Below are 15444 nucleotides of genomic sequence, written 5' to 3'. Positions count from 1 at the left end.
GTGTACCTATGTATATTCAATTAGATATAAAAGAGCAATTAAACAGTAGAGGAATCACAACTTTTGCTGAGAGAGAAAAGGGGTATCTCGCATTTGGTGGTTACTCGTTCCCTAAAGAACATTTTCCTAAATATGATACCGATGTCTTCTCTTTTCATTTTGATGAGAACGATAACATGGAACTTGAAGAACAGAGATTATCAGTTCCAGTAATGTCCTACAAAAAAGCCATCTTGATCGGTTGTTCAAACAATGGAGATTTCTTTGAAGACATCTCTTTTTACAATGGAGAAGAACTAGTAGATACAAAGAGGGTGGTCTTCCCAGATATCCTCTCAAACGAACCTGAAGAAGGCCCGAAGGTTTTCGGACGGTTTCCTTATATCCATACAAAGACAACAAAAGTTGATTATCTTCAACCGAGTCTATGGATCAACACGATTGAGTGGACTGAAGAAATGGTCTTTGATCATATTCAATTCGGAGACAATCCTTCCATCCATCTTTTTGCGATTACCCTTATCCCTGGGAGTGTGGAAAATGAGTAAAGAACTGATCAATTTTAATAAGAACTTTAACTGCTATTTTCTCACGGTTCGTGCCATCCTTTCACGTAAAGCAGAGATAACGGATCTGTTTTGGAACCAAGCAGCAATGATCTCAACTTCTGAAGAAGATGTTTTCTCATTTACACCGTATCATAAGAGTCTGCCTGAACAGCTTTATGAATATTTCAATATCGAAGAGAAGATCATCTCGACTCAGGATTTTGAAGAATTTTATCGTGAAGTCAAAGAGACTACTGCACTAGGATACACCATCCTTCTTATCAGTGACTGTTATGACTTGCCACATACACTATATTATCAGCAGAGGTTCAATCATCATGCTGTTGAGATATTTTCTGCAGATGAAGATGAAGTGCATATCGTCGATCATTATTACAACTATTCTGGCTCTGTACCAAAAGAAAGTTTAAGACAGATATTACTTTCGCGGATCGATAGAGGAGAAGCTCCTGGGTTTGAACTGATCTACTATAAGACAGAAGAAATGAGTGTTCCAGAGGTATCAGGATTCGTTCATACAATGATTGATATCAATCAAACATTTATGAGGGGGGGAGATCCATACCAAAAACCAAATCCTCATCCTAGTAGGAAGTTAGGTATAGAAGCTTTTGATGAGTTTGTCCACCACCTTGAGCATGAGGTATTCATAAATCGAGAAGATAACGTTGACATTTCGTATCACTGTTTAAAAGAACTAGCCAACTCGAGGAGTAACTATTCTCATTTTTTACTGATGAACCGCTCATTGTCGCCGGAAATGGAGTTTATGGGTGAGGGATACCTTGTTCTATCGAACTTATTACAAGTAACCGCAAACATGGTCTTAAAATGTTTTATCACGAAAAGATACGACCAATTTCATCCTCGAGTCATGAAAAAATTGAATGAGATTCGATCAAAAGAGTTAGAGCTGTTAAACATACGTTTAACAGAAACCATCCCTTCATGTTAAGAGGAGAAACGTATGCTGATTATCAACTCTGAAAAGGTAACCAAAGACCAGTTGAGCGATTATTATTCATCTTTAAACAGAGATAGCCTGAAGAATCCCGAAGGGCAACTCTTTGGCATCTGCATGAAAGAAGCGTTCGGTCTCCTGTCATTACTCTTAAACATCAAAGAGGGAGGGGGATCTGTTCTTCTTCTACACGGTGATCACCCATTAGCATCAGCGAGGGAACTTTGTGAGCAAGCGCAATGTGACTTCCTTGTTTATGAAGAACAATTTATCCACCTGAACGCTCCGTTGAGAGAATCTGTTTTACCAGGACTTTTTCAATTCAGCTCAGGCACGACAGGTGCTCCAAAGATTATAGGGAGAACATGGGAGTCCATAGAAAGAGAAGTTAATAACTATAACCATGTCTATAAGAGTGATCCTGCCCTACAACCGATAATCACAGTACCCGTCTCACACTCATATGGATTGATATCAGGTGTATTAGCCGGTATAGAGCGAGGTGCGATGCCTATTCTTATCACCGAAAAGAACCCTAAGTTTACATTGAAGATTATAAAAGAGAACCAAAATTCTATCCTTTATAGCGTTCCTTTTCTTTTACAGGTTCTATGGAGGTTGGGAAAAGACCAGCTGATGTTGAACAAAGTCATAACAAGTGGCGCTCCGATGCAGGGAGAGCTTTTAAGGAACATCTTGTTATGCTCGGAAGAAGTTCTTCAGCAGTACGGTATGACAGAAGTTGGCTGTATATCTGTGGCTCGAACGATTAAAGAATCCACCGATATTGGATTACCGCTCGAACATCTAACGTTATCTCTGAACAGAGATGACAACAAGTTGAATGAACTGATCGTTGAAGTGGATGGGGAAAAGATACATACCAATGATCTTGGCTGTATGAGAGAAGGGTCGTATTACCACCTCGGGAGACTTGATGATTTAATAAATGTTTCAGGACAAAAAGTATCACCTGTTGAAGTAGAAAAGGTGATTAGTCGCATACAGGGTGTGAAAGAGGTAGTCGTTCATCGGTCGCTTCATAAGGTCCATGGTGAGACAGTAGCTGCTAAAGTTGTTTCACACGATGTGTCGATCCATCAAATTAAAAAGAGTTGCATCGAACAACTACCTGCTTATAAGGTGCCGTCATCGATCCTGTTGGTGGACGAGATTCCGAAGAACACGATGGGAAAAGTGAGTAGAAAATTATTATATGAACAGGAGCTAGTCAAATGAATCGTATAGAAATCATTGAGAAGTTGAAGGTAATCATTGAAGAGAACTTGGAGCACGAACTCCCAGAAAATCTTAAAGAAGAAGATGGTATCTATGATGATCTTGGGATCGATTCAATCATGGTCTTACAGCTCATCATCTATATCGAAGAAGAATTTGGTATCGAAGTACCTGAAGACAGCATCGATCCAGAAGTATTTGAAACGGTTGGTTCTTTGGTCACTTTTATTCAAGAACTGAAACCGGTAGAAGAACATGCAAGATAAGATCCACTTAGGCATCATTGGTTTTGGCAGGATTGTTGAACTCGTTCATCTACCTTTGATCAAGAAGTGTTCGAACATAGAGATTAGTGGGATCTACGATATTACGGAGAAAAGAAGGAAATTAGCTGTAAAAAGAGGCTTTGCTGTGTATGAAAACGTTGAGGAGTTATTGAACAGTAACATCGATGCAGTTTTGATCGCTACGCCACCAAGTTCTCATTTTTCATTAGCAGAACAAGCGCTTCATCACGATAAGCATGTACTGATTGAAAAACCAGTAACGGTCAATCACCAAGAAGCCAAACAGTTGGAGATGCTTTCTTACAAGAAGGAACGTGTGGTATCTATCTTTCAGAACAGAAGATACGATTCTGATTTCCTATTAGTAAAAAACGTGATCTCCTCGGGTATCTTGGGAGATCTTTTATTTGTTGAAAGGGTTCATTCTGCTTATGATGATGGCTCCAATTTCGCGGTAAAGTCTTTTTATCCCGAGTGGAGAAAAGAGCAAGGTTTCGGCGGTGGTGCACTATTAGATTGGGGAGTACACCTTATTGATCAAGTGTTTCAACTAGATATCGGGGCCTTGCATAAGATCAACAGTTCGATTAGAAGTTTGGGCTTGGATGATAAAGAAGTAGATGATTTTGTACGATCAGACTTTCAGTCTGATCAAGGGGTACAGGTGATGATTGAAGTGAATTTCCGTAATCATGCAAAAAAACCTCTATGGGTAGTTGGTGGTAAAGAAAAGACTCTAATTGTTCATGGGAATCAAGATGTTGAAGTCTTTGAAAGAGGAAAGAAAGTGGCTTTCGTTTTTGATGAACAAATTGCATCTCCAATAGATATCTATTCTTCATTCTCCGATGAGATTTTAGGTCGAGGTAAGGCAGATGTTTGTATAGATGAGGGAGTAAGAGTCATGGAGATTATCGATCAAATATTAGTAGATACCAAAGCTTTCGTTATTTCATAGGAGGATAAACATGAGTGTTCGTTTTTCATCGGCAAAATCAGAATATGACTTGATACGAGAAGAGTGGTTTGAACGGATCAATCAGATTGCTAAGACGAGTGTATTCGTCGGAGGACAAGCAGTTAATCGCTTTGAAAAAGGATACGCAGCTTACATTGGGACGAAACATGCTCTAGGCGTCGGGAACGGAACGGATGCTCTTTTTTTAACGCTAAAAGCACTCGGCATCGGGCCAGAGGATGAAGTTATCGTTCCTGCCAATACTTTTATTGCGACAGTCGAAGCTATCCATCACACAGGTGCTCGACCCGTATTAGTAGATTGTGATCCTCAATCTTATCTGATCGATATGGATAAGATGAAACAGGCAAGAACGAATAAGACAAAGGCAGTCATCCCTGTCCATCTCTACGGTCAGATGGTAGACATCGAAGCAATCAATGAATGGGCAGACACGTTTCATATTCATGTGGTAGAAGATAGTGCTCAGGCTGCAGGTGCAAAAATGAACCAGAAGCGAGCGGGAAGTCTAGGAACCGCAGGTTGTTTTAGTTTCTATCCTGATAAAAACTTGGGGGCTTTTGGTGATGGAGGAGGAATCACAACCTCTCGTGACGAGTTGGCGGAGAAAATCCTTCTACTTCGGAACCATGGAAGCAAGGTCAGGTATAGTCATGAGCTACCTGGTTTTAATAGTCGTCTCGATCCAATACAAGCAGCAGCCCTTGAGATTAAACTCAAGTACCTAGATGAGTGGTCAGCAAAGAGACGTGAATGCGCCGATCTCTATGAAAGTTATCTGATCGGAATGGATGTAATGACCCCTATTCATCAGAACGATGAGAGTCATGTTTTTCATGTCTATATGATAAGAGTGGAAGAAGAAATCAGAGATGATGTAAGAAAGCAACTTCAAAAAAGAGGGATACTCTCTGCTGTACATTATCCTACACCCATCCATCTTACTCCTGCTTTTAAGGAATTGGGTTATAGCAAAGGAGACTTTATCCATTCGGAAACGTACACGAAAGAAGCTATCTCTTTGCCGATGCATAACTTCCTAGAGGAGCAAGATATCCAAAGAGTGGCTCATGCATTATCTGACGCGCTAAAGAGCGCAGTTAGAGTCTAAATAAAGGGGACCACAAAGATGATAACAAGCCAACAGTCACATGCGTATGCTTATTTAAAGACGTCACTCGCTGAATTATTAGAAAAGCCATCCATCGCTGAAGAACTAACAGAACATACTGATCTTTTTTCCGTTGGGATGGATTCTGTGACTCTCGTAAACCTCGTCGTACTCGTCGAGGAAGAGTTTGACATCTTCTTTGAAGATGATGAACTATTAGCTGAACATTTCCAGACCATTGAATCGGTTTGGAAGAGGATAGAGTCCAAATTATAAGGAGTCAGATATGAAGTCATCACATTGTTTTCTTGATGCCATTACCTCAGTGGTCGGAGAGTACCAAGATCCAAGACCCATGTTGTTAGGGGTATGGGAAGCTGATTTTGTGATCAAGGAACAGAAGATCACTTATTTTTCAGATGCGATCAACCATGACGAATACCTAGAGCGACTAAACCGTTTATATGGTGAGTGTGCAGAACATTGGTATGATTATGAACAAAGTAAACCTAATAATCTTGAGATCTTACAAGAACTTCTTCATTCAAAACAGGACGAAGAATATCTTGTTCAAGTAGATCTCTTCTATCTACCCTACGAAATAAGAAGTTATCAAAAAAAACACATGCCCCATTTCATCAGGTTAGTGAAAGAAGAGGAGAGGTTTTTGGTAACTGACCCTTTCCTCGATTTTTGTGGTGAAGTTGATGAAAAGGATCTGGAAGATGCTTTCTTACTGAATGAACTGGGTGGTGGTATCAAACTTAAGACCAGCAACTTAAAAGCCCCCTCTGAAGATGAGATTTCAAAGATCTTCAACTCTGTTTTTCGTACGGATAATCGTTTAGTGACCGAATCGCTTCGAGTGGTTAAGGAAGGTGCTAAAGATCGTACCATCTTAAGAGAAGGATTTTTAGAGATTGGTATATTGGGTAAACGAAAGCTTAGTTATTTAGCTGCCTTCTCATTGTTTAATAGACGAACACCTGAGATAGAGAACGCTATTATCATGCTCTCGAAAGGCTGGACGCACCTGGGCTTTTTAGCCATCAAAGCTTCTATGGCAAAAATGAAGCTGGATATCGACCCGCTTCTTCAAAAACTTCATCAACTAGAGCAGTCAGAGCACGAAATTAAGATGAACTTGAAACAAAGCTATGAGGAGTGGATGAACCATGTCTCCGTTTAAAATAGGTTACATAGACGGCAAAGCCTCTAGGATCAACGAACGAGTAATCGACCAACAGTGGATCTCCTATCTATCTGAACATATAGAGACAATCGGAATCCCGCCGTTACGCATCATGCGACTCTTTAAACCATCTCTCGATCGTTTTGTAGAGAACTTACCAGTATCCTTAGATATCCTAGGAGAAAGGTTACAACAACTTATTTCTACCTATGAAATAAAAGCTCTTTATGTAAATATGCCTTTTTTGGTCCCTTACCTGATGATGGCTAGAAACCTTTATAAGATAGATCTCTCAATCGTATGTATTGCTCACTCGGTCGGATCGGAGTACTGGTGTAAACAATGGATGACCATTGCGCCATGGATATCAGAAAAAGATGTTTTGTTGGTAAGCACAGAGAGTTCCAAACGTGCACTTGAGAATATCTCACCTGTTTATAAGAACGCAGTGTTGACCCCACTATGTATCGATAACGAAAAGATTGAAACGTTAGCTCGGCCAGCAGGTGGGAGTATGAACCTTCTTTCCATCGGCAGAATAGAGAACATTAAAAACATACATATCTTAATCTCTATCTTTAAAAAAATCCTGATCGAGAATAAAAATATTCATCTATATATCGCTGGAGACTATACAGGACCTAGTAAAGAGGAGATCAATACGTACAAACACTTATTGAACACTCTAGTCGACGATGACTTAAAGAATCACATCTATTTCGTAGGAGCAATTGATAACGAAGAAAAACACACCTATTTCAGGCATGCTGATCTCTTAGTTAACCTATCAACTGATCCTGGAGAAACATTTGGCTTTAATCTTATAGAGGCAAAAGTGTACGGATTACCTGTCGTATGTACTGCTTGGAACGGTTTTAAAGAGTTAATCTCACACGGAAGTGATGGTTACTTAATAGATTGTGATTGGGTCGATGAGACTCCGAAGATCGACGAACAACATGCCGTTCATCTTATCCAAACATTGCTGGGGGATGATGAGCTACAAAAGGAATTCTCTAAACACTCAAAAGAGAGTGCGAGTAGGTATAACTATAAAACGGTAATGCCCAAGATCATTGAAGCCGTGAGTAAAGCTGTCTCTACAGAAATCCATGACTCCATAAATTTTCAGACTGGTTTTAAGAAAGTAAAAGATCTAGACGATATGTATCACCTCAAACATTTGAAGAATACAGGTTTACTAGAGGAGACGCCGCTATCCCTTCTAGTCTCTGAATCCACTACTGATGTTTATCAGTGGCTGACAAAGATCAAACCTTGTATCTCTCATTTCGCAAGCAGTGAGGTTCTTAGGAAGGTACAAGTATGAAACTAAAAGAGTTCTTCATAGATCATGTAAATGATAAGAGCGAAATCCACTACTCGGAATCTCAAGATAAGTACTTTCTGACGTACAAAGAGATGTTGCAAAAGGCGATGGTCCTTTCAAAAGAGATCGAGCCACTAGATAGGAAAATTCCCTTATTGTGTCTCATTTGGATGGACAACTCAGTAGCAGCATACGTTAGTTTCATGGCGATCAAGTTAGCAGGCGGTATTCCTATTCCGATACATGCCTATACAAGTTTTATAGAGTACGAAAGAATAATTTCACATCTTGATCCTGATCTTATCTTTCTTTCTGATACACAAGCAAAGCTTGTTGAGTCAAGAGATGTTTCAACGCTCACCTTAATCTCAAAGAGCGATGTAACAATCTACAAAAGAGAAAAGATAGGATCTTATCAACCTCCCTCGAAAACAGGAGTCATCTTTATGTCTTCAGGGTCGACGGGTGTGCCTAAGGGCATAATGTTGAGCGACGAGAACATTCTGTCTAACGTTCGTTCCATCCAAAACTATGTTCAACTGACACGTGATGATAAGGTTATACTTCTAAAATCCATCGGTTACGCATCAACGGTAACAGGGGAATGGTTGACTGCTCTATTCGCGGGTTGTGACATCGAAATCCATAACAACATCCTTAAACATCCGCTAGACTTTGTCCGATCTGTTAGTATGTCAAATGCGACTTTTGTTTGCACTGTTCCGTCTGTATTGATCCCTTTAGTCAAAATGAAGAAACATCGATTGTTAGGAAGGACGAACATACGACAGATCATGATCGTAGGAGGACCGCTTCCAGGCGAGATTCTAGAGTTGTTATGTTCTGATCTTCCTCGCCTCTCTTTCATACCGAGTTATGGTCTTACAGAAGCTTCTCCAAGAGTATCGTACCTACCAAAAGAAATGCTGTTTAAATCTGAGTCCGTCGGTATTCCGATTCAAGACGTTGAGGTAAAGATCTACCGAGATGAACAAGAGTTACCTCCTTTTGAAGAAGGTGACATCGTGGTGAGTGGACCGAATGTGATGCTTGGATATTTTAAGGATCCGGAAAGAACAGAAAAGACCTTAACATCATATGGGCTTTTAACATCAGACATCGGTTATAAAGATGGAGACGGTGCTCTTTATATTACGGGTAGAAAAGATAACGCTCTAAATGTCGGTGGGCATACGATCTACCCTGAGCGGATAGAGAAAATCATGATCGAACACCTTCCTTTAAAAGAAGTGGCGGTTACGGGAGTAGAAGACGTGATATGGGGTCAGCGGATCTTCGCGTTCATCGTAAGGATAGAAGATAGTACCTTGTATGAGTTTGATGAACGCTGCAAACAAATCTTACAAGCAACAGAAAGACCAAGAGATTTCATTGAAGTCGATCATCTTCCGAGAACATTAAACGGAAAGATAGATCGTAAAGCCTTAAGAAACTTAGCGAAGGAGCATACGTATGTCAACAGTCTCTCATAGCGTAGATATCTTGAAGATAATCGCTGATCTAACGAAGCGGAAACAGATCAGTCTAGAAGATCGTCTTGTGGAAGATCTCTATATCGATTCTATAACTTATTTAGAACTTCTTAGCTTTCTTGAAGAAACGTTCTTTTTTGAATTGGACTTGGACGACTTAGAGCCTGGAAAACTCCAGAAAGTTCAAGACGTCGTTGCTTTGGTGGAACAAAAAAGGAAGACTGTCTCTTTATGAACAAGCTAGATTCTCTGACGAAGGAACTAATCTTAAAATACCCTTTCTATAAAGACTATGCTAAAGGTGCATCCGTTTCATTCTTTGACCTACCACTGACTGATAAAAAACTAATCACGATGAGAAGAAACGAATTCGAAATACTTAAAGGTGAAGTGAACGAATCTTATACGTCTGGAAGTACAGGTACACCTTTTCACTGTATAAAATCAAAAGAAGAACAGCTCTCACTGGCTTTTTCACTGTACAAGCACCGTCGTAAGTGGGGGCTACCCTTTAAGAATCATTCCTTGTTACTGAGTAACAGGGTGCTTGAGGAAGAACATGCGCTTTCACATTATACTAAACAGGTTGTTAACAAGGAACCTCATATGATTCAAGGCAGAGCAAGTGCTCTCTACCAACTTGCCCTTTATATACAACGAAATGAGATTCAACTTAAAAATGAAAACTTACTGTTCATCCAGAACTGGGGGGAACCACTCTCAGAGAAACAGATCAGAGTGGTACAAGAAGTCTTTGATGTTCCTGTTGTTGATTATTATGGTTTAGAAGAGCTTTGGTGTATAGCGTTTACGAATGAGGATGGAGACTTGGAGATAGATGAACATGTACACGTTGAAATCATAAATCCTGAAACATTAAAGGCTGCGTCTGAAGGTGAATATGGAGAAATCGTTGTCACTTCTTTCATCATGAAGAGTATTCCATTTGTGAGGTACCGTACTGGTGATATTGGAAAGATAGAAGAGAACAAACAAGGAAAGAAGATTCTTACATTATTCCCTATCCGACATTCTCATGTGATCAAGTTAAAAGACCGAAATGTAAACGCATCCATCTTTAGATACTTAGATTCATTTTTCTTCCAACTAACAAATCAAGGAATCACACAATATCAGATCGTTCAACAAAGCCTTATTGAATTATGTTTTCAATACATAGGGACAGTTAAAGATAAAACGTTTATAGAAAAGAAACTAAACGAGTTCGTACGAAGTCATCTAGGTTCAGAGATGAGAATAAGCGTACAAGAAGTTGACGAGCTTGTTCACGATCCTATCTCAGGAAAGACACACGTGTTCATTGAACTTCCTCACGAGGAGATAAGCGTATGATGATTGAAGAACAAAGAAAAAAGATCGTGAACTTGGCGGCTATGGAATGCGGCGCTTCATGCCTCATGACATTTCTAAACTTACGGGATTACCAGTACAAATACTATCTGCTTAACTATTGGAACTTGAACTATTACTCTAACGTCCTAATGGCATCAAAGAATATAAGAAAAAGTAACTTGGATTTTTTGTTCGGTATCGATATGCATTTCAATTCAGGGGATATCGAAACCATCAAAGAAGTACTATCTTCAGGACGAGTGATTTGTTTGTTAGCACGAGCAAACCAGTTTGCGTTCTTTCCTAAACACCTTAACGTTATGGATGATCAAAGTTTTAAACACATGGTGATCATTGAGAATGTGTATGAGGGAGCGTTTAGGGTCATTGATCCTATCGTAGATTTTGTAGGTGATCTTACCGAAGATGAAATGAAAGAGGCCGTACATACAGATGGTCTATTCTATTTTTATGAACTGAGTGAAAGAGGAGGGGAACTCCCATCTCCTTCTGCTATCTATCAACATACAGTGCAGGCAAACTACAACGCTTATCATCACTCTCAAGTAAATGAAGGTCGTATGGCTTTATTGAAATTTCAGGAGGATTTAGACCATTCGTTATCTTGTGATGAAATTAAGCGAGATAAATGGATAGATAACAATACGATAACCATCAGTTCTATCATAAAAACAAGAAAGCAAATATGGGATACTCTGTGTTTGATGAGAAAAGACAAAGATTCAACTTTCTTGGATAAGCTGTTTTCAGATCTTATAAAAAATTGGAACTTACTCAACTTCCTTCTATTAAAATACAAACGAAAACCTCTTCCGGATAAGGTGGACGCTATAAAGAATCGAATCATCGTCATTCAAGAATTAGAAGAACGATTTTTAAAAAAACTGGTAGAGGAAGGTTAAGTTCATGAAGGTAAACTTATGTACCATCTCATTCCGTCATGTTTTAGCTTCTATTGAAAACATCGTTGAATTTGCTATCAAAGAGGATTTTTATGGGATAGAGTTGTGGGGCGTGCATGCAAAAGCATTATCCTGCACTAAATTCTTAGATAATCCAAGAGTGAGGATTACGATGATCAGCGATTACATCGATCTCATAGATCCTACACTCATGATAGAAAAGTGTCAGGAGCTAATAAACTTATGTCATAGATTCAACTGTAACAAGGTTCGTATCTTTGCTGGAGATAAGGCGAGAGACGAATTATCTCATGAAGAAGAGGTAAAGATCCTCGCAAATATACATTGGCTATGTCAGAGGATGGATTCAGAACAGATTCTACTCGTGGTGGAGACGCATCCAGGGACATGGGCTGACTCGTTACCCGCAACATTAGAACTGATCGAAAGAGTAGATCATCACAACCTCTATATCAATCTTGATGTGCTTCATGTTTGGGAAGCAGGAGATTCACCGAGCGAAGCGCTAACGATGTTGGATGACAGAATCGTGAATGTTCATCTTAAGAACATCACCCATCATGAACACTTACACGTCTTTAGTCCATTAAACGTATATTCCCCAAGCGGGAATCGTATCGGTATGACCCATCTATCAAGTGGTGCAATCTGTTATAAACATTTTTTATCACAGTTTATAAAACAACATAGCGAGGTTCCATTATCCATCGAATGGTTTGGTACAGAACCATTCCGATATTTAGAAGAAGAAAAGATGTGGATTCAGTCCGTAGAGGACAGTCTTCTGTTAGGGAGCGAACAAACGTGACGAAGACGATTACTGATTGGTTGTTAGACCTTGGAGAAAAAACGTTCTATTCCAACATCGATTGGGAGCAGAAGGTAAGTGAGGGAGTCCGATTTCCTCAGATAAAGAGCAGAGCTACTGAAAGAATAGTAGAACAGATGGACCAACATCAATTGTTCATTGCTTCTGAAACGGACGACGTGATTGTTCGTGAGGTACCTGATCCTCAATTCGTACAATATTTAGAGGAAAACAATTGGACACTTCCTAAACTAATCATAGGTGATTATAAAGAGCAGTTGTCGATGAAATCAGATAGGGTATTGGTTCCCTACCTGGTTGATAAAGAAGATGAAGAATTCTTAAAACCAAATACCATCATCGGTCCTCATGCTGAATTAGCTCTACGATTGAACAACAAAGTAAAGATGAGAAAATTTCTTGAGGAAAAAGATATAAGGGTGACCGAAGGTGCAATCTGCCGTTCTGTAGAAGAAATCATCGAGACCTATCGTCATTATCAAGGAGAACGGTTAGTCATCAAGTTACCATTCGGATCTTCAGGAAAGGGACTTTTTCATATTCGGCAACAAAAAGAGCTCGACTATTTTATAAAGTTTCTAAAACGAAGGGGCATCAAAGATTTTGAAGTTTCTGTAGAGAAGTGGCACGACACAAAGATGAGTTTGAACGCTCAGCTCCTCTTATGGGAAGGAACAGTACATATACTAGCGATTACTGAACAGAAGGTGGACTCTTCAGGTGTTTATAGAGGTAGTGATCTAACTCCCAATCTATCACCAAACTTGTTACAAAACTATCATGACTTGCTGAAAGAAGTCGGAACGCTTTTATTAGAAGAGGGTTATCGAGGGGTATTAGGTATAGATTCTATCGTTGAGACAGATGGTGAGATCATCCCTGTAATCGAAGTGAATGCAAGACTGACCCTCGTTACGTACAGTCTACCCTTATTGCAGCGTTTTAAAAGTGAGGGTCATCAAAAGGTATTCTCTTGCTTCTTTGATTATAAAAGAAGCACTCCCCATACATTTGATGATGTTATCCATGACTTAAATAAGAATATCAGTCCTACCCATAATCGGGGCTTTTTTGTATACGGATTTCATAAGTATGAAGTCGAAGGAGAAAGTTACACGTATAGGTTGTTCTTTATCCTCTATGGTGAATCTACCTTAGACATTGAAGAGATGCAGGATAGGATAGACTCCTGCATAAGAGAGGAGCTATGATATCTTGGAAACTACAAAAATAGACCTAAAACTTACTATACAAGAGATGAAGAAGAAGTTCGGTACACCTTTTTTCATATTTGATGAAACAAAATTAAAAAAGCAGTACAACCTTATAAGGCAAGCGGTTCCTAATGAAGTGTCGATCTATTATTCTATGAAATCGAATCCGAATCCTACAATCTGCAAACTATTGTTAGATGAAGGTGCTTCCATTGAAGTGGCATCCATCGGTGAATATCGATCTTTACAAGACTTAGGGGTTCAACATCAAACGATTTTTACCGGTCCGGGTAAGAGTAGAGCGGAAGTTAGAACAGTCCTAGAGAACGGAATTCTTTGCATCAATGCAGAATCTTTACAAGAGATAAAGGTCATTCAAGAGGAAGCGAAGAAGTTAGGAATCACCGCACCGATTGCGCTTCGTGTGAACCCGAACCTTTCATCAAAAGGCTCTAGGATGATCTCCGCCGGGCTTCCTAGTCAATTTGGAATCGACGAAGATCAGATCGAGAAAGTGATCGAACATCTACTAGCATTCGAGAACGTTCAACTAAAGGGGCTTCATGTCTACCAAGGAACTCAGAACTTTAATCTAGTATCTCATGAAGAAGCTATAAAAAAGATGTTTAGTCTCGTAAGATGGGTACAAGATCGTTTTGAAATTGAACTTTCTCTTTTAGGTCTTGGAGGAGGGTTTGGGGTTCCAGCTTTCTTAGAGGAAAAACCTTTTGATATCAGGTCATACGGAGCTATCTTAGGTAGAGAATTGAAGGGAAATGAGGATCTTAACTTACAGTTAGTCTATATAGAGTCGGGTCGTTTTATCACATCTGAGATGGGGGCATATGTTACCGAGGTACTCTATACAAAAAAATCTCACGATAAGAACTATGCCATTTTAGATGGGGGTACTCATCACCGAGCTTTCTCGAGTCTGATGGGAAGGAATTTTAAACAACCACTTCCGGTTTCAGTCATCAAAAAGAATGCAGCTGGCCTAGAGCATAAGGCTAAAGAAGAGCAACGGTATACATTAGTAGGGAAACTTTGTACGCCAACTGACATCATACAGTCAGGGGTTGTACTGCCGGAAGTTGATCCTGAGGATCTAATCATCTTTCCAAACTCTGGGGCGTATGGCCTTTCATGTGGAAACGTTCATTTCTTATCTCATGAAATCCCCCGAGAGTATTTGTTACAAAAAGACGGTGAGATATCTGATGTTAGCTGGTTATAGTCCTTGGGATTCATTTCAAGAGGGCGATATCCATTTATGGTGTGCAGATTTAAATCATATGAATCACTTGGTGGATCAACTTGAGGTATGTGAGTGCGAAAAAGAGAGTGCTTCGCAGAGTAAAGAATCCATTCATCGAGATAGGTATCTACTTAGAAAAGGTTTGACAAGGTTATTAATCAGTCATTATACATCCATGAAACCAAAAGAGATTCTTTTTAAAAAGGGTACTTTAGGAAAGCCAGTGTTTGATTATCCTGGACTATGTTTTAATGTATCTGAATCCCATGGTCATTTTGTGATCGCTTTTTCAGCTAAGGGTGAAATAGGAGTGGATATTGAGCCACCGCGGAAACTTAAGGGACAAGACCGTATCATACGACGTTTCTTTTCTCATGAAGAGAAACTCGAGGTCAAGGGAGCTGAAGATTCAGTTCATGGTTTTTTTCAGGTATGGACGAGGAAAGAAGCGTTCATCAAACAAAAAGGAAAGAGTATACTTGAACTTAACAAGGAAGAGAACGTAATCAAAAAGTATAACAGCGACTTGTACTATGGAGAGAACGGAGTCTATATAAAAAACGTGGTGACAGAAACTCATATCATCGCAGTCGCTTTTGAACATATCAATCAAAGGATTACTATGTATAATGTAGAGCAGCTATTCATCTAAGTAGAAAAGGATGCCAGCTTTGGCATCCTTTTT

The 15444-nt window shown here is 39.5% G+C and carries 17 protein-coding genes; all 17 read left to right on the top strand.

What is annotated here, in order from left to right:
- The first annotated feature begins 8 nt into the window (after positions 1-8).
- Genes H9648_RS01785 through H9648_RS01705 form a run of 17 tightly spaced genes read left to right on the top strand, consistent with a single transcriptional unit; the run spans position 9 to position 15411 of the window.
- Positions 9-548 (top strand): hypothetical protein, encoded by a 540-nt coding sequence (locus H9648_RS01785; RefSeq protein ID WP_191752069.1) that lies wholly within the window; start codon positions 9-11, stop codon positions 546-548.
- A complete protein-coding gene (locus H9648_RS01780; RefSeq protein WP_191752068.1) occupies positions 541-1524 on the top strand; it encodes a hypothetical protein in 984 nt (327 codons plus the stop codon). The genes H9648_RS01785 and H9648_RS01780 overlap by 8 nt, the downstream gene beginning before the upstream one ends.
- Positions 1525-1536: 12 nt before the next feature.
- Entirely contained in the window at positions 1537-2769 is a 1233-nt protein-coding gene (locus H9648_RS01775; RefSeq protein WP_191752067.1) for an AMP-binding protein, read from the top strand.
- Positions 2766-3035 (top strand): phosphopantetheine-binding protein, encoded by a 270-nt coding sequence (locus tag H9648_RS01770; protein ID WP_191752066.1) that lies wholly within the window; start codon positions 2766-2768, stop codon positions 3033-3035. Before H9648_RS01775 ends, H9648_RS01770 begins: the two co-directional genes overlap by 4 nt.
- The gene (locus tag H9648_RS01765) at positions 3025-4014 is read left to right on the top strand and encodes a Gfo/Idh/MocA family protein (RefSeq protein ID WP_191752065.1); all 990 of its coding nucleotides are present in this window, start codon (positions 3025-3027) and stop codon (positions 4012-4014) included. The genes H9648_RS01770 and H9648_RS01765 overlap by 11 nt, the downstream gene beginning before the upstream one ends.
- 10 nt (positions 4015-4024) lie before the next feature.
- Positions 4025-5146, top strand: a complete 1122-nt coding sequence (locus tag H9648_RS01760) for a DegT/DnrJ/EryC1/StrS family aminotransferase (RefSeq protein WP_191752064.1) — start codon at positions 4025-4027, stop codon at positions 5144-5146.
- A gap of 18 nt (positions 5147-5164) precedes the next feature.
- Entirely contained in the window at positions 5165-5422 is a 258-nt protein-coding gene (locus tag H9648_RS01755) for a phosphopantetheine-binding protein (protein ID WP_191752063.1), read from the top strand.
- 10 nt (positions 5423-5432) lie between these two features.
- Positions 5433-6335, top strand: coding sequence for a DUF6005 family protein (locus tag H9648_RS01750; RefSeq protein ID WP_191752062.1), 903 nt, complete (start codon positions 5433-5435; stop codon positions 6333-6335).
- Positions 6322-7668 carry a glycosyltransferase family 4 protein gene (locus H9648_RS01745; RefSeq protein WP_191752061.1) on the top strand — a complete coding sequence of 449 codons (1347 nt, stop codon included), beginning with the start codon at positions 6322-6324 and terminating at the stop codon, positions 7666-7668. The genes H9648_RS01750 and H9648_RS01745 overlap by 14 nt, the downstream gene beginning before the upstream one ends.
- On the top strand, positions 7665-9161 hold the full coding sequence (locus tag H9648_RS01740; protein ID WP_191752060.1) for a class I adenylate-forming enzyme family protein: 1497 nt from the start codon (positions 7665-7667) through the stop codon (positions 9159-9161). Before H9648_RS01745 ends, H9648_RS01740 begins: the two co-directional genes overlap by 4 nt.
- A complete protein-coding gene (locus tag H9648_RS01735) occupies positions 9142-9396 on the top strand; it encodes an acyl carrier protein (RefSeq protein ID WP_191752059.1) in 255 nt (84 codons plus the stop codon). The genes H9648_RS01740 and H9648_RS01735 overlap by 20 nt, the downstream gene beginning before the upstream one ends.
- Positions 9393-10514, top strand: coding sequence for a phenylacetate--CoA ligase family protein (locus H9648_RS01730; protein ID WP_191752058.1), 1122 nt, complete (start codon positions 9393-9395; stop codon positions 10512-10514). The genes H9648_RS01735 and H9648_RS01730 overlap by 4 nt, the downstream gene beginning before the upstream one ends.
- On the top strand, positions 10511-11437 hold the full coding sequence (locus H9648_RS01725; RefSeq protein ID WP_191752057.1) for a hypothetical protein: 927 nt from the start codon (positions 10511-10513) through the stop codon (positions 11435-11437). Before H9648_RS01730 ends, H9648_RS01725 begins: the two co-directional genes overlap by 4 nt.
- 4 nt (positions 11438-11441) lie before the next feature.
- Positions 11442-12266 carry a sugar phosphate isomerase/epimerase family protein gene (locus tag H9648_RS01720; RefSeq protein WP_191752056.1) on the top strand — a complete coding sequence of 275 codons (825 nt, stop codon included), beginning with the start codon at positions 11442-11444 and terminating at the stop codon, positions 12264-12266.
- Positions 12263-13498 carry an ATP-grasp domain-containing protein gene (locus tag H9648_RS01715; RefSeq protein ID WP_191752055.1) on the top strand — a complete coding sequence of 412 codons (1236 nt, stop codon included), beginning with the start codon at positions 12263-12265 and terminating at the stop codon, positions 13496-13498. Before H9648_RS01720 ends, H9648_RS01715 begins: the two co-directional genes overlap by 4 nt.
- A gap of 4 nt (positions 13499-13502) precedes the next feature.
- A complete protein-coding gene (locus H9648_RS01710) occupies positions 13503-14738 on the top strand; it encodes a type III PLP-dependent enzyme domain-containing protein (protein WP_191752054.1) in 1236 nt (411 codons plus the stop codon).
- Complete coding sequence (locus H9648_RS01705) at positions 14722-15411, top strand: 4'-phosphopantetheinyl transferase family protein (protein WP_191752053.1); 690 nt, start codon at positions 14722-14724, stop codon at positions 15409-15411. The genes H9648_RS01710 and H9648_RS01705 overlap by 17 nt, the downstream gene beginning before the upstream one ends.
- Positions 15412-15444: the final 33 nt, after the last annotated feature.

This window comes from Fictibacillus norfolkensis (assembly GCF_014836645.1).
GTDB classification, from domain to species: domain Bacteria; phylum Bacillota; class Bacilli; order Bacillales; family Fictibacillaceae; genus Fictibacillus; species Fictibacillus norfolkensis.
The sequence above is the reverse complement of the archived record's forward strand: the minus strand, read 5'-3'. Positions and strand labels throughout refer to the sequence as shown.

Bases quoted from the DNA above. Each gene is read 5' to 3' on its own strand.
- H9648_RS01755 (WP_191752063.1), top strand. From the start codon at position 5,165: ATGATAACAAGCCAACAGTCACATGCGTATGCTTATTTAAAGACGTCA.
- H9648_RS01780 (WP_191752068.1), top strand. From the start codon at position 541: ATGAGTAAAGAACTGATCAATTTTAATAAGAACTTTAACTGCTATTTT.
- H9648_RS01775 (WP_191752067.1), top strand. From the start codon at position 1,537: ATGCTGATTATCAACTCTGAAAAGGTAACCAAAGACCAGTTGAGCGAT.
- H9648_RS01745 (WP_191752061.1), top strand. From the start codon at position 6,322: ATGTCTCCGTTTAAAATAGGTTACATAGACGGCAAAGCCTCTAGGATC.
- H9648_RS01705 (WP_191752053.1), top strand. From the start codon at position 14,722: ATGTTAGCTGGTTATAGTCCTTGGGATTCATTTCAAGAGGGCGATATC.
- H9648_RS01770 (WP_191752066.1), top strand. From the start codon at position 2,766: ATGAATCGTATAGAAATCATTGAGAAGTTGAAGGTAATCATTGAAGAG.
- H9648_RS01750 (WP_191752062.1), top strand. From the start codon at position 5,433: ATGAAGTCATCACATTGTTTTCTTGATGCCATTACCTCAGTGGTCGGA.
- H9648_RS01735 (WP_191752059.1), top strand. From the start codon at position 9,142: ATGTCAACAGTCTCTCATAGCGTAGATATCTTGAAGATAATCGCTGAT.
- H9648_RS01760 (WP_191752064.1), top strand. From the start codon at position 4,025: ATGAGTGTTCGTTTTTCATCGGCAAAATCAGAATATGACTTGATACGA.
- H9648_RS01730 (WP_191752058.1), top strand. From the start codon at position 9,393: ATGAACAAGCTAGATTCTCTGACGAAGGAACTAATCTTAAAATACCCT.
- H9648_RS01725 (WP_191752057.1), top strand. From the start codon at position 10,511: ATGATGATTGAAGAACAAAGAAAAAAGATCGTGAACTTGGCGGCTATG.
- H9648_RS01720 (WP_191752056.1), top strand. From the start codon at position 11,442: ATGAAGGTAAACTTATGTACCATCTCATTCCGTCATGTTTTAGCTTCT.
- H9648_RS01740 (WP_191752060.1), top strand. From the start codon at position 7,665: ATGAAACTAAAAGAGTTCTTCATAGATCATGTAAATGATAAGAGCGAA.
- H9648_RS01765 (WP_191752065.1), top strand. From the start codon at position 3,025: ATGCAAGATAAGATCCACTTAGGCATCATTGGTTTTGGCAGGATTGTT.
- H9648_RS01785 (WP_191752069.1), top strand. From the start codon at position 9: ATGTATATTCAATTAGATATAAAAGAGCAATTAAACAGTAGAGGAATC.